Origin of the sequence: Bacillus cereus group sp. BfR-BA-01330 (genome assembly GCF_022663885.1) — a bacterium.
GTDB lineage: Bacteria > Bacillota > Bacilli > Bacillales > Bacillaceae_G > Bacillus_A > Bacillus_A cereus.
Map to the genome: position 1 here is coordinate 570,446 of NZ_JAKUGK010000004.1, position 15,203 is coordinate 585,648.

A 15,203-nucleotide genomic window follows, 5' to 3' on the forward strand; every position below is an offset into this window, starting at 1 on the left:
ATTTCTGTATCTTTCTTAAGAAGTTTGAAAATAGAGGCTTGTTAATGAAGAGTCAACACTTAAATCATCTTTTAGTGCAATTGAGAAACATGCAACTAATGGTAAAGTAATAACAATTGATCCACTAGGACTAATTACAATAGTAGGACTTGTCCCACATGTGCCTCCACAATCGACTACTGCATCAATTCCACTACCAGGGGTAATTGTAATTTTAAGACACACATCTAAACAAACATTATTCGTAGTACATGCCATAACTCTCCCTCCTTTCTTTTAACAATATATGCAGTTAATTAAATTCGGACACGACTCTCTTACTAAGTCTTATAAATTAGATGTTATTTTATTATTAACTGCATAGAAAATTAACGTTTTATTAAACTATCTAAATCAACTAAAAAACTCAAATCATCCTTTACTGAAATAGAAACACATGCAATAAACGGTATTACATTAAAATTAGATAAACATTCATCATTGCACCTTACGAATATTTCTGCCCCACCATTTGGATTGACTTTAGTTTCTAAAGAAATATGAAAACAACTTTTATTGATGCAAGACAAGATATTCCCTCCTTTCTTATATCTAATATCAATTTATCCAAAAATAAAAATACCGTTACAACTTTATTTACTCTTTACCTTCCATACTTAAAATAAAAAAGATAAAAGCTTCTTCATATATATAAAGAAGCCTTTACCTTTTAGTTACTTGTTCATTTACTATCAGTCAGTGAAACATGCTCTTCACTTGTACCTGAGCTAAAAATAATAAAAATTTTTGATTTTAGTTTCATTGCAATACTAAATATCGTCAAGTTGCATAAATGAAATGTTTAAGTTACTCATTCAATAGACAAATTTACCTTTTAAAATAAATCTTTAAAATCCTTATTCTTCAATAAATATGAAAGTCCTTCTAAATGATCCCCAGTAATTCTCAATACAGCTGGTGGATGTCCTATCGTCGCAAAATGCTCTTGTGGCCGAATACGATTTGGTTTCATTACATCTACAAAATGGACACATTCGACTTTATACCCTTCTAATATTGCCTTTACTTGTGCAACACACGCTGTGTGAAGAGTGTCCCAGCCAATTCCCTCTAAACATTTTCTACTAATAGCATGGGGAACAGCAATTGTAGATCCTACCCCTAAATCTTTACGGTTACAAGCAATATTCAACATATATTTATATAAACTTACAATATATAGAGGAAATCTAAGATTTAAATTTAAATCATTTAAAACCATATCAACACCATCCGCAACAGCTTGCGTTAACGGATGAAGATCTTTTGCTGGAATAGCAAAATCAGCATCAATAAAGAGAAGTATATCTCCTGTCGCTTCTTGTGCACCAATTGCCCGTCCTACATCATGCCCTAATCTTTCTTCATAAACAATTACTGTTGCCCCTGATTGCTTAGCAATTGCTTCTGTTTGATCTGTTGACCCATTAATGACAACAATTATTTCTTTCGGTTCAATTTTTCTTGCCTCAAGAATAACTTCTTTAATCGTTGATTCTTCATTTTGTGCTGGTATAATAATTGATAACTGTTTTCCATTATAAATAGAGGAATTCATTCCCCATCCTTTATGGAAACGTGAATAATTCTTTTGTTTTTTTAACTGCTCTATAATTTCTCTTTTTCTTCCTCCATCTGTATAATTACCTCTATCATCTTTTCGTTGTAACCAACTCTCCAAAGCTTTTATATTTTCTTTAATCTCATATACTTCTAATTTAGTTAATCCATTTTTATAGAAAGAGGTTTTGTTTGCAGGCATATTATTCAAGGAGGTGTTAGTGATGGCTGACGAGGATTGTAGTCGCCACCCTTTCTCAATAAGAGTTACTTGGGACAGAATAGGGTTCTGCAAGATATCATATCCAATGTCTTCAATTGCTTTTTTAGTAATAGCATATGGCATAGATAACATCGAATCATATTTTAAATCCATACGCCCCAATACATCGTTTACTATTTTTCTATACACCATAGCAATGCTTGGCCATTCTACTCTCATCTTTTCAAAACAAACCGAGTCTATATTATTTAAAATTACATCCTGTTCCTTTTTTAGTAGCGGTTCTATAAATCGTTCTAATTCTACCGAAAAAATAACATCTTCTCCATTTAAAAATAAGACTACATCACCATTGGCGACTTTTGCCCCATGAACTGGTGCTTTCCATTTACTTTTCTCCTCAATCACAACAACGTTACTTTCAACAAATGTTGGTATAGATTGTATCGCACTCATTCTATCATCAGCTACAATAATAATTTCTAGTGGTTTTATATGCTGCACTTTATTTAAAATTTGATTCAATTTTGATTTTTCTTCTCCTAAAACTATAACAACTGATAGGTCCACTTCTTTTTGTTCTTCTTTTACAGTCTGATTAGGTTTTACTTTTTTTATATATTCAATTGTTTCACTCTTCCCTACAGCTGCATGCCCTGCTTTTTTATCAAAATATAAGTCAATTATAATTTGATTTACTTCCGTGTCTTTATCAAGTTGCTCTAATTCGGAAATAAATGGTAGCAAATGATTTTGCACATCAAATTCACACGCGAAATTTTGCAAAAAATAAATATTCGGTACATATTTAATGTGATTAAAAAATTTCACAACATTAATTCTTTCACCAAATTTCTCTTCAACTTCTTCTCTTGATAAATTTGGATAAGACAAATCGAAAACTAGATTTATTGGTACAGGTATCCATTTTAATAAATTTGTTTGAGGATTATTAATGAAAGCTGTGGAGCCCTTAACGAATCCAGCTAAAATTAAAGACATAAATCCTCCCCCAGAACTGCCATAAAACAACACATTTTTCGAATCAACTTTTAACTTTACAAATACTATTTCTAAAATATTTGCTATATCTTGTAAATAAAATCTATTTAACTCTCCCTGTCCCCAACCTAAAGATAATTTTCCAAGATATAACGTAGGGTCATTATAATATATAACAGTATCTTCAAATTCATCCATCCAAGAATGTCGATGAAAAATAGGTGGACCAATTGGCTGTTCTTGAAACCCACCTGCTCCGGATCCAAAAACAATAGTGTTAGAAGCATCGGGCTTAATACGAATTAAAAATTCATACGTTACTTTATCCCAATCAACCTTGAGTATAAATGGTTCTGTAATTTGAAAATCCATTTGCCATAATTGTTCATATGAAATGTTAATTATTTTATACTGGTCTAACAGTTTAATCACCCTTTCCATCCATTTCGAGTTGTTCTATCAAGTAAGAGAGAGCTTCAACGTGATCACCAATGATTCTTAATACTGCCGGAGGATGCCCATTGTGACTTACATTCTCCATTAAACGAATTCTATTCGGTTTTACAACATCAACGTAATGTACACATTCTACTCTATACCCTTGTAATATTGCTTTTACTTGTGCAAGACTAGGGCATAGTAAGCTTTCCCAGCCTATTGTATCTAAACATGATCTACTCATAGCATGTGGAATTGCTACTAATGAGCCATTGCTTAATTCTGGACGATTATATGCTAAATTAAGCATATATTTTACGACGTCTACAACATAAAACGGAGGGTGTAACATCGGATTCAAATCATTTAATGCTATGTCTACACCAGCTGAAACTGCTTTTGTAAAATGATGCAAATTACTTCCTGAAACACTAAAATCACCATCAATAAATAAAAGAATATCTCCTGTAGCTTCAAGCGCTCCAATAGCACGTCCAACATTATGACCAAGTCGTTCGTTATATTCAATAATAGTAACACCAAGTCTTTTAGCAATATTAGCCGTTTGATCTGTCGAACCATTTACAACGACGATGATTTCTAGTGGTTCTATTTTTCTCGCCTCAAGTATTACTTGTTCTATAGTCTCTTCTTCATTTTGTACTGGTATAATGACAGAAAGTTGCTTCCCATCATAAATTGAAGAATGCATTCCCCACCCTTGATGATAGGAAGGGTATCGCTTACATTCACCTAGTTTTTGAACAATATCTCTTCTTTTTCCTGCATCAGTAAACCCTACTCTTCTTCCTTTTTTCTCTATCCATTTAGCTATACCGCGTAAATATCTTTCTACTTTCTCTTTTTCATTTTTGGATAACTCTTTTTTTATTAAATATCCTCCTTCCTCTATAGTCTCATCTTTAGATAACGTATTGATTGCATATTGATCGTTAATCCGCCACCCTTGATTCACAATCTTCATATGAGATAGAACGATATCTTCCATATAATTAAAGCCGATATTTTCCACTACTTCCTTCGTAAGCGCATATGGTAACGAAAGTATTGAATTGCTTTTTAAATCTGGTCGACTTAAAATTTCATTTAACATTTTTCTCCATACAATATCCATATTTGGACATTTACCTATTTCTATCAATTTATCTATTTTATTTAAAACTACATCGGCTTGATTTGTAACAATTGGCTCAATAAATCTCTGCATTTCATTTGTGGATAACGAAAAATTGCCATCTAAAAATAATAAAACTTCTCCTTTTGCTGCCTTTATACAAGCTCCATATCCATCATAATGCTTATTATATTTGTCCATAAAAACAATATGACATTTATGTTTCTTTGCTATTTCATACAAATTACTTCTATCGTTAGGAACTAAAATTATAATTTCAAGAGGATTTAGCTTCCATATAGATTGAATTGACTCTTCTAATATTTGCTCTCTTTCACTGTACAAAATAATAACCGTTAACGATTTCATTACACGCCCCCTTTACACATCATGTGACATAAAATATTAAGTATTACCATTTCCTATGAATTTGCTACTTTATTAACATATTCAAAAGTGAATTATACTGTGTGAAAACAAACGTCTATTTTTAAAAATATAAGTTCTGCACTTACCTCCTTTCTCTTATCATTGTTTGTTACAACTCTCACCATAAAAAACAAAAAAAGTCCTAATTTCTTTAGGACTTTTTTAAATAAATTTATCAATATTATTAATTTTATATACTACCTTTTTCCATGTTATACCGCGATCTTTTGTAGTAAATATTTCTTTTTTATTACACGCCCAACCTTTACGCCGATTAAAAAAATGCAAACAAAATACATTTTTTAACAATGGATTACTTGATACTTTAATCCATTTTGCTCCTTTTTTTATTATTTGATACACACTTCCATTTTCACTATTTATAACCCAGCCATAATAGGAACTAAAAAACGAAACAGCCACTTTACTAGTATTTATTGTTTTATTTGAAATATGCCACGAATTCCCCTTATCAAATGAGTAATTCATTAAAAATACATCATCATTCTTTTTAGTTGGTATTACTAATAAGTTATTTTTATAGATTGCTTTATAAGCCATAGCAGTCCCATTGTTAATTCCTTCAATACTTGGAATACCTTTTATAGGATGCCAACTTTCCCCACCATTTATTGTTTTAAATACCGTTGATGTTTCATAATGTTTTTGTAATGAAATAAACCCAATTAGATCGTTTATAAATGTTATCCCTGAAATACTATCACTAATACTTATATTTTTTATTACTTTCCAAACTTTCCCTTTCGTTTTCAAATAGTATAAATTATGTTCAAATTTATTTGATGCAAGCTTTCTAGATAATACAATCCATATACTATCCATATTCGTAGCATGCAATTGTACTTGAACATCAGTCGATTTCTCCCAATCTTCTTCAACCGGTAAAATAAACTCACTCCACCTTTCTCCTCTATTAACTGTATAAAATATAGCTGGCAATAAATCGTCATTCTTTTTTGTTAAACCATATGCCCAAGAGCTTCGAGCGTTTATTGGATACCCAAATAATACAATTGAATTAAGAGGATTGACAACATCCCATTCTACTCCTCTATTTTGAGTATATAAGATAGCCTGCTTTTTATTTGTATATTGAATACTAGCCCAACCATATTTATCCGTTCTCATTTGTAAAGAAGTAAATTGAATATCATTATTTTCCAATATATCACCTCATTCTTATTATTTATATATTCGTATGCTATTATTTTCAAAACGTTCTATCATTAGTTATTTAAACCACCCGCTTTATCTACTATCTTTATACTTACTTTCCCTTTTCTTCACCACTCAAATATAACGAAATTCCTTCTATTTTTCCGTTATCATATACAAACGACTGTATTTTACAAAATTCAACTATAAAAAATGCACCCCAATTGTAAACTATCCCCAACAATTAGAGTGCACTTTATATAAAATATAGCTTTAATTTTTAAGCACTTACTACAGCAGCAACTTTATCTAAACAAATAATAAACTGATTCATAAATGCGTCAATTTCCTCTTTCGTAATAATATACGGCGGAAGTAATCGAATAATATTCCCTTGTGTTACATCGACTAACATTCCTTTATTCATTAGCTCAACCTGTAATTTCTTCACATTTTCATTCGTATCATTCAGACTAATTCCAAACATCATGCCAGCATGACGCACTTCCTGTATATAATAAGAATTTTCTTTCTGAATGTCTTGCAGTTTGTCATTCAAATATAGTGACGTTTCATAAGCTTCTTGCATTAACCCATCATCAAGTAATGTATTTAATACCGTTAAACCTAAAGCTGTTCCCATTGATGAATGAGCAAACGTTGTCCCGTGATCTCCTGGTGAAAATACATCACATAACTTTTCACCTACAATAATTCCTCCTAGCGGTATCCCGCCTCCTGCTCCTTTACCAATTTGAATAATGTCCGGTGTGATATTAAAATTTTGATAAGCAAATAGTTTTCCCGTTCGACCCATACCACTTTGAACTTCATCAACGACAAGAAGTACATTATATTTTTCACATAAATTTTGAACACCATGCAAATATTTACTTGATAAAGGATAAATTCCCCCACTTCCTAAAACAGGCTCTAGCATAATCGCAATTGGTTTTTCTTTAATAATGGTCTCCTCTAATTGGTCTATATTCTCACGCTCTACTTCGTATACAGGAATAGATGTTTTAGGGAAATTTTGATATACCTTTTCTTGTCTCGTAAAATGTAGTGCCCCTAACGTCCTCCCGTGAAAACTATCTTTTAACACAACTACTCCGTCACGCTCTTCATTCGCAATAGATCTATATTTATCAATTAATTTTAATGTCGTTTCTGTCGCTTCCGTACCAGAGTTTGTAAAAAAGACTTTTCCGCTTTTTAAAGTACACTCTACTAATTTCTTTGCATACTCAATTGCAACTGGGTTTAAGAAATGAAACGGTAAATGCAACGATTTCACAACTTGCTCCATTGTCGTTTGTACAATTTTAGGATGATTGTATCCTAGTACATTTACTCCTACGCCAGAAAATAAATCTAAATACTCTTTACCATCTACATCATATAGTTTACATCCTTCTCCTCTTTCCATTGCAACCTCTGTCCGACAATATGTAGACATCATATATTCTTTATCTAATTGAAACCAATCCGACATGTTAAATTCCTCCTAGTTATTTTTCCTTTTTTAACGTTTATTCTCTATATAATCGTTTATAAATTAAGTTTTAAGATTGAAATTTTAATAGTGGTTTTCTTCCACATTTTTTATTAAAACGTGTGCTTTCTCTTCCCGATATTCATTTTTCCATAATTTCTTCTATTTCAACAGGTCCACTACATATGTGTTTTTTTCATCTAGCGGTATGTTACTGCTTTGAACTTTGTATGTCATACATAATCGAGACTATAAAATCATATTTAGTAACAATCGACGAAAAAATTTGGAGGCTATATCGATGAATGAAAAATATGATAAACATAGGAAAGAATTATTAGAAGAAAACTTTAATAAACATCGAGAACTTACTGAACCAGCTAAATTTCACTCTCAAACAGTTGGTTCACGTGGACCTGTACTAGAGCAAGATAGTGTACTGCATGAGTCATTACAACAATTTATTCATGAAAAAATTTTAGAAAGACCTGTTCATGTAAAAGGATTTGGTGCGTTCGGTTATTTTCAAACGATATATTCGATGTCTGAACATACTAAATTAAGTTTTTTACAAAATTCTAATGAGAAAGTTCCTGTTATGGTTCGATTTTCGTTAGCTGTTAGTACGAAAGGAACACCGGATACTGCTAGAAATGTACGCGGTTTTTCCACAAAATTTTATTCAAAAGAAGGCATTTTTGACCTTTTATGTAATCACATTCCTGTTTTTTCTGTCCGTGATCCAATGCGTTTCCCTGAAACGATTCAAGCATTATTGCCTTCACCTAAAAATAACTTAATAGACCCTAATAGATTTTGGAGTTTTGTCGCTAAAGCACCTGAATCTATTCATTTTGTTGTCCGTTTATACTCTAATAATGGTACGGCCAAAAGTCTTCGCCACATTCCAGGACATAGTGTTAATACATATGTATGGAGAAATGCGGAAGGTAATCGAAAGTATGTAAAGTATCATTGGTACCCATTTGAAGGTGTACAGTACATTACTAGTAAAGAAGCAATTAAATTAGCTGCTGAAAATCCTGATTATAGCGGGAAAGATTTATATGATGCTATTGAAAATGGTAAACCAGTGGAGTATGGTTTATACGTCCAGCTCATGGATCCGAAAGATGAAGCGCACCTTTCTTATGATCCTTTAGATGACACAAAAGTATGGGATGAACAGACGTATCCTCTCATACCAGTCGGGAAAATGGTATTAAATAAAAATCCTGAAAATTTTATGGAACAAGTAGAAAAGGTCGCATTCTCTCCTTCTAATTTACTGGATGGTGCAGAACTATCAGATGATAAAATGCTGCAAGGGCGCGCTAACATTTACAGTGATTCACAAAGAAGAAGAATTGGTCCAGAATTTCGCAAATTAACGATTAACCAGCAGCAAGATTGGACACCTGCTAATCAAATTACAACCGGTGAAGGAAGGTACGTTGAAGGTAAACTTGAAAGAACTTCTATAATGAAACAGGATGACTTTACGCAGGCTGGTGAATTTTATACGAAGTTACAGCCAATAGAAAAAGAACATCTCGCTGAAAACTTAGCTAGTGATTTGAAAGTTATATCCGATGATATTAGGGAGATCGTTTTGGGGTATTTCAATCAAGTATCAACTGATTTGAAAACAAGCATTGAGACAAAAATGAAAGAGCATTAAGAAGATTAAAACATGCTTTACGAATGAGAATTCAAATCTATATTAATTATTTTCTTGTCAAAATCCAATGAGGTTATTTAATTTGAAAATATAAAGCCAACATATCCCTGTTCTATAATTAGAACAGGGATATGTTGGCTTAGTTTAATGTTTAACATTACATACTTTATTTCGCTAAAAAATGCGATAAGTAGCCTTTCAAAACAAACTATAGTAAACTATTTTACTTGTACCGTATAATTCCCTGTTCCACCACCATACTTATATACACTTAAGTAATATTTCCCTGGCTTTGCATTATAATTTCCAAGCAATTTGTTTCCATCACGTTTTGTTGCATAAGCTACATAATTATTTAAATCTGATTCAGAATATAATACCCAGTTCAGTCCAAGATTTTGTTCGTTCGTAACAGAAATTTGTAAATCTTTTTGATCCTTTACATCAATAACAAATTTATCCCCCTGATCTTGATCGCTCAAGGTTCCTCTTAACAAAATATTCAAAGATAGTGGGTTTGCTGTTTCAAATGAATTATTTGGTTCTTTTTCTACAGCCGTACCTTCTTCCGTATTCACTCCGCTAAACACAACATCATATTCAAATTGCCCAGCATTATTTACACGGTAATTTACAAAATAAGCAGTCAATGTTTTATATCCAGTCCACTCTTTTCCTGAAAGACGTTTCAACATATCATTTGTTGCTTCATTCATCACTTTCCAGTCCTCAACTTCTCCTTTAGCCACACTTCCTGTATATGTTCCCTGTAGTGTAAATGTATTAAAGAATTGTGATTTATTCTTTGTTACTTTCACATCTTTTAATTTCGCTTCATTCGTAATATCTGAAGTAACGTCCGAAAGCGATTTTGGATCATGTTGAGTTAAATATTCATCTGATACTTGTGGAATCGTATACTTATCGCGATTATCAATAAGCATTTGCATATAAGATTGATATTCTTCATTTAACTTATTATCTTTGCTTAATGTAGCACGGTATGCATCGTAACTTGAAACATCATTTGCGCGAATTAAATCATGTACTTTATCGAACATTTCTGGGCGCTTATTATACATATATGATTGCAGCGCAAACGAATAATTATAAAAATCCCACGTTCCATATTTCGCATTTAATGTTTGTGATGCTGTATAACGTTTTGCAGGATCATTAGATAACCCGCCAATTATACTTTTTCGCGGTACTACACTATCTAATCGAGTTGCACCTGCAAAGAACTCTGCATTCCCTTCTTCAAACCATGTTAAACGTTCATTTTGATACATTTCCCCTTGGCCCCATAATCCCTGAACTTCGTACCTTCCCTGTAAGTAGTGCGTAAATTCATGGCGGAACAATTCTTCCAGACTATAAATACTTTGCTCTGGTGTACGTTCATATGTAAAGAAAGTTCCTGTCCCTTCAATATAAATCCCACCATTATTCGTTTCATATCCGTACAGTTGACGATTAAATTGATACTCATCTGGGCTATTATAAATAACCATCGTTAACACATCATCAGCATGTCCACTTTCAAGTGGTTTATCGCTACCAACTGTACGATAAAATTGAGAACGCACCTCTTTTGCCGCCCAGTATAGACGTTTAATTTTCTCTTCGCTAACTTTATCCCCAGCTTTAAAGACAATTGCTCCATCATCAAACGTATACGTTTTCGGTAAATATTTCTTTTTACCTTCTTCTCGAATTTGATCTAAATTTACAGTTTTTCCATTCGCATCTATTCCTCCATAATTTGTAGTAATTTGTTCTGCCGCAACAAAGTATTGCTCTCCTAAATATGGGTAAATTCGCATTGCATCTGTAACAACTTGTTGTCCTTTTGTCGGCGTGCTATGAAGCTTGCCCAATCGGCCAGCATAATAAATTCCATTATTAATTAACCATCCGTTTTTATTTGTTACTGTACCAAGTAGTGCAAAACGATTTACTTCATTAATAAAGTTATCGATATTCCGAAACCACATCGTATCTTTTGGCTCTTTTCCAGTCGTGTACATATCCGTCTGAATATCAAAGTCAATTCCCTTCATCAACTCATATATAGCGTCTCCTTTTGTTCGGTCTTCAATGAAAGTTGCAAGATTATCGTTATATTGTTTAAAAATTTCACCTGCATATAAAACCGTTTCAACATCTGCTGATGCATTTCCAATTAATTTTCCATATGATGCAATTATTTTATTTTGTTCTGATGTACCAAGTTTGAAATTTGGATTTTTTGCAATTGTTTTTAAAGCTGGTAAACACTTATCATGGTAGCTACGCTCATTTAGTTTGCTTAATTCATCATGGTAAAAACCTAAATAAAATGCTGCACGTAGAGCTTCTACTAATGTTTCAATCCCTTTTGAATCATCTTTCGTATAAGCTTGTCCTTGTTCTGCTAGTTTATTAATAATTGCTTGCATTCGGCTATCATCTTGATAGAATTTAAGACTATCACTATTAAACTGAAATAATTCCGGAATTTGATACCATTTAATTGTCACAAGAAGATCAGTTAATTGTTTATTATTTAATTGATTTAACTCAGCCATTGAATACTTTTTTTCTTCAGCTAACGGTTTAATATTATCGGTTGGTGCTAGTGGGCGCTGTGATAAATCCGCTAATTTTAACCGTTTTGTAAAAGATGCATTTTCTTGTACTTTTGAAGGGTGCGCCAATTCATCAACAGATTTCTGTATTCCTACCGGCTCCATTTGTAATACGTTCTTCACATTTTGCTCTTTTGTCTCTGCTTGAATTTGCAAACCATTACATGTTATTGTCACTAATCCAACACCAAGAATCCACTTAGAAATTTTCGAATATTTAACCATCCCATTGCCCCCTAATAACTTAAAAGAAAATTCAGAATTTTAAATTCAAAAAAACCACTTATTTGTATGTATTTACAGTTCCGCTATAAATACAACTATGATTAATAATGCAATAGTAGCTTGTTTTATACTATTACGAGTACAGATTCCTTACATACAATCTCCCTTCCTTACATGTAATACAAGCAAAAACCGTGCCAATCATATTTCTTATGAATAGCCAACATTCTTTTATAAATACTGTAGAATAAAATATACATAGGTGGTTCGGTAATGTATAAATCATTTGACACAAAATCTAATGTTTATGAAGAACAAATTCATTGAATATTATAAGTTCATTAGCCAGTAAATAATCCCCAATTATTAAATCTCTCAAAAAAAGGTAAACAAACATATTCCATAAAGCTAATATGTTCGTTTACCTTTTTCTATTTCACATCAACAGCAAAATATCGTTGAATAAAAACAGTATGAATAAGTATTTTGTTATTCATTTCTCTTTTTCATATAATCTTTTTCACATTGCAACAGCTTGAATTTTACTTTTTTCCCTTTCTTCTTTTTCGTTTTTATAACGAGCCATTCCCCTTTTTCAACGTCTAGTTTTAGGCGTTTCATTACATTGATATTATCTTTTTCTTTATAAAGTAAAAATGCTTCTTGTGCCCTCACAAATAAGCTGGGCTGTTCGCTAAATCCACCACTATCATAAATTTTAGTTAGCGAATTATAATAAGAATCATTTTCCTTTCCACCATACATCAAATGAGCAGCCTCCAGATCTCTTTTACTTACTTCCCAAAAACTATGTTCATCAATATTTAAATTAAATGTGGATTTAATGTCCTGTATTATATTCTTCACATGCTTTTCATCTCTAACTTTTCTTTCTTCGAGACAATCCGAAGATAATTCTGGTGCATCTGATTGGGAATGTACAACGTGTTGTATCGATACACACAGAATAAATACGCTTAAAATGTAAAATATTTTTTTCATATTTACATATCACCTCAAATGATTTAGATACTATATCATTTGAGGCTTACAATATTCTTATGCTAATAATGAGAAAGATCCTATAAAATTTTTATAGGATCTTTCCTTTTAATATTGCTTTATCAAATTCACGGGCGGGGCAACTACCTTACTACTTTTCACATCATATAATCCTATAGGTGTTACTCGTATAAAAGGCAAGTGCGTCGCAGAAAAGAATAAAATTGTAAATGCTGGATCATCATGCGCGTAGCCACGCTCTTGTAGTAATTTCACCATCTGTTTCTCTTCCTGTATTAATTCTCTCATTTTTAAATTAGACATAATCCCGAGCAATGGTAATGCTATTTCGTGTAACACTTCATTGTTTTCTGCTACGACCATTCCACCACCGAGCTCTTTTACTCTACGAAAAGCTGTAAGCATATCTTCTTTACTTTTTCCAATGAGAATCATATCACCTGTGCCGGAATAAGAACTAGCAAGACCACCTAATTCTTTCGCAAAACCTTTTACAACTGTATTTACTCGCCAAGTACCATCACGAGCAATCATCATGAGGAAGCATTCATCATGATCTGTGGATAATTCATCACAGTCTATATTGATTTCACTAGTATATGGTTTTGTAATAACGTTATTTAATAAGTGTATCCCCGTTTTATTAGAGAAAATCATATCCTCTTTTTCTATTGACCAATCTAATGATAATGGAGTTACTTTATATTTACTCCAGTCTATATGTAATGCTTCATGCGTATTTACACCGTCACGCTTCACCCATTTCCCCTTTGCAAGGACACTGATTGGTACTGGGTTTTCTTTACTTTCTAAAATATTGATATTAGCAATTCTACCTGTCGCAATCGAACCATGTACATGTTCCATATTATAATAGCGAGCAATATTATAACTTGCCATATCGTATGCATCTATTACTGGCACGCCTTGTTTTATCGCGGTAGAAATCATAACGTTTGTCATTCCATTCTCATAAAACGAAGGATGTGAGCCGTCTGTTGTAAAAAAGAATCTATCAAACTGCTTTACGCCTAGTTCCAACAATTCTTTCAGTAAAACTTCTAAATCTGGGCGGATTGAAGAATTTCTTAGGGAAACAGTGTAACCTTGCATAAGACGAGTGAAAACTTCCTGCCCTGTCATCGCTTCATGATCACAATCTGTACCTAACAGTTTTAACTTCGCTAAAGTCGTTTCAGATGCACCCGGAAAATGTCCTTCTACTTTCTTTTGCAATCGCTTCGTTTCCTGCACCCAAGTTAACATTTCATCATCGCCATGTAATAGTTTTGGCCATGCTGTTAGCTCGCCGCCTTGAAGAACCGCTTCATGCTGCAGCCACTCTATTATTTCTTCACGATTAAACAAAGATTCTCCGTTTTGCAATTCAGTCTGTCCATCAAAACGGCACCACCAATACATACTTGCTGGAATCTTATTGAATTCATCTAATAAACGAAATGCTTCTTCACGCTTTAATGTGAAAAATAAAGTTAAATTATCATTAATAAAAGTTGTTGTCCCAAACTGCATCGCATGATTCGCTAGCGTCTCTGGGTTATACAACTGATACGGATGTGCATGTGGTTCTATGTAACCGGGTACGACATACTTTCCTTCGCAATCAACAACTTCACACTCCGTTAATTGCTCTGGCAGCTGCTCCCCTACGTATACAATTCGATCATTATATATCCAAATGTTCGCTGTCATCCACTCGCGCATATAAGAATTTAAATATGTTGCATTCTTTAATAATATGTGTGTGCTTCTCTTACCATCTAGTACTTCAACATGTTCTCGTAATTGTTTATTACTCCATTTATAATGATTTTTCCCCATTGTATTCAACTCCAAATCAACTCATAATTATTTTGATTAAAACGAGTAATATTTAACTAACTAAAGTATTTTCCATTCATAACTCCCCTATTGGTGCCCCTATATCCTTCATTATATGTAAAAATTTAAAAAATAACAATTTTCAGAACTATATACATACCTCTTTTATCCAAAATAAAAAGAATGTCATGTATAATCTGTACCCTTTGTAAAGGACATTTTAAAAAAAGTTAGGCGGCATCAAGAAGATGATTTCTGTATTCGACAGGAGTCATCTTCTTTAAATTCCACTGATATCTATG

The 15,203-nt window shown here is 32.6% G+C and carries 11 protein-coding genes; 1 reads left to right on the forward strand and 10 read right to left on the reverse strand.

All coding sequences use genetic code 11. The annotated features are described in order from the left end of the window. Positions 1–15 precede the first annotated feature (15 nt). The 6 genes from MR112_RS14980 to MR112_RS15005 all read right to left on the reverse strand — a co-directional run bounded on the left by MR112_RS14980 (position 16) and on the right by MR112_RS15005 (position 7,500). Positions 16–258: a hypothetical protein gene (locus MR112_RS14980; RefSeq protein WP_000752474.1), complete on the reverse strand. Its 243-nt coding sequence runs from the start codon at positions 256–258 to the stop codon at positions 16–18. Between the two features lie 110 nt (positions 259–368). After that, positions 369–569, reverse strand: coding sequence for a hypothetical protein (locus tag MR112_RS14985; protein ID WP_001277646.1), 201 nt, complete (start codon positions 567–569; stop codon positions 369–371). Positions 570–874: 305 nt separating this feature from the next. Next, entirely contained in the window at positions 875–3,196 is a 2,322-nt protein-coding gene (locus MR112_RS14990; protein WP_002041379.1) for a glycosyltransferase, read from the reverse strand. Positions 3,197–3,248: 52 nt separating this feature from the next. Next, positions 3,249–4,766 (reverse strand): glycosyltransferase family 2 protein, encoded by a 1,518-nt coding sequence (locus MR112_RS14995; protein ID WP_242245089.1) that lies wholly within the window; start codon positions 4,764–4,766, stop codon positions 3,249–3,251. 222 nt (positions 4,767–4,988) lie between these two features. Next, entirely contained in the window at positions 4,989–6,011 is a 1,023-nt protein-coding gene (locus MR112_RS15000; RefSeq protein ID WP_098213841.1) for a hypothetical protein, read from the reverse strand. A gap of 271 nt (positions 6,012–6,282) precedes the next feature. Beyond that, a complete protein-coding gene (locus MR112_RS15005; RefSeq protein WP_001286474.1) occupies positions 6,283–7,500 on the reverse strand; it encodes an aspartate aminotransferase family protein in 1,218 nt (405 codons plus the stop codon). Positions 7,501–7,801: 301 nt separating this feature from the next. Between MR112_RS15005 and MR112_RS15010 the strand changes: the two genes are divergently transcribed. Beyond that, positions 7,802–9,181 carry a catalase gene (locus MR112_RS15010; RefSeq protein ID WP_016124768.1) on the forward strand — a complete coding sequence of 460 codons (1,380 nt, stop codon included), beginning with the start codon at positions 7,802–7,804 and terminating at the stop codon, positions 9,179–9,181. Positions 9,182–9,399: 218 nt separating this feature from the next. Here MR112_RS15010 and colA read toward each other — a convergent pair whose 3' ends face one another. The 4 genes from colA to MR112_RS28900 all read right to left on the reverse strand — a co-directional run. Next, complete coding sequence (colA, locus tag MR112_RS15015) at positions 9,400–12,036, reverse strand: collagenase ColA (RefSeq protein ID WP_000241891.1); 2,637 nt, start codon at positions 12,034–12,036, stop codon at positions 9,400–9,402. A gap of 489 nt (positions 12,037–12,525) precedes the next feature. Further along, positions 12,526–13,038, reverse strand: coding sequence for a hypothetical protein (locus MR112_RS15020; protein WP_000719372.1), 513 nt, complete (start codon positions 13,036–13,038; stop codon positions 12,526–12,528). 108 nt (positions 13,039–13,146) lie between these two features. Further along, a complete protein-coding gene (locus MR112_RS15025; RefSeq protein ID WP_242245090.1) occupies positions 13,147–14,901 on the reverse strand; it encodes an adenine deaminase in 1,755 nt (584 codons plus the stop codon). 230 nt (positions 14,902–15,131) lie between these two features. After that, positions 15,132–15,203: IS3 family transposase (locus MR112_RS28900; protein WP_333563856.1), on the reverse strand; the 72-nt coding region annotated here is incomplete at its 5' end.

Excerpts from the sequence above, each read along its gene's own strand:
- MR112_RS14980 (WP_000752474.1), bottom strand. The coding sequence starts at position 258 with ATGGCATGTACTACGAATAATGTTTGTTTAGATGTGTGTCTTAAAATT.
- MR112_RS14990 (WP_002041379.1), bottom strand. The coding sequence starts at position 3,196 with ATGGATTTTCAAATTACAGAACCATTTATACTCAAGGTTGATTGGGAT.
- MR112_RS14995 (WP_242245089.1), bottom strand. The coding sequence starts at position 4,766 with ATGAAATCGTTAACGGTTATTATTTTGTACAGTGAAAGAGAGCAAATA.
- MR112_RS15005 (WP_001286474.1), bottom strand. The coding sequence starts at position 7,500 with ATGTCGGATTGGTTTCAATTAGATAAAGAATATATGATGTCTACATAT.
- MR112_RS15010 (WP_016124768.1), top strand. The coding sequence starts at position 7,802 with ATGAATGAAAAATATGATAAACATAGGAAAGAATTATTAGAAGAAAAC.
- colA (WP_000241891.1), bottom strand. The coding sequence starts at position 12,036 with ATGGTTAAATATTCGAAAATTTCTAAGTGGATTCTTGGTGTTGGATTA.
- MR112_RS15020 (WP_000719372.1), bottom strand. The coding sequence starts at position 13,038 with ATGAAAAAAATATTTTACATTTTAAGCGTATTTATTCTGTGTGTATCG.
- MR112_RS15025 (WP_242245090.1), bottom strand. The coding sequence starts at position 14,901 with ATGGGGAAAAATCATTATAAATGGAGTAATAAACAATTACGAGAACAT.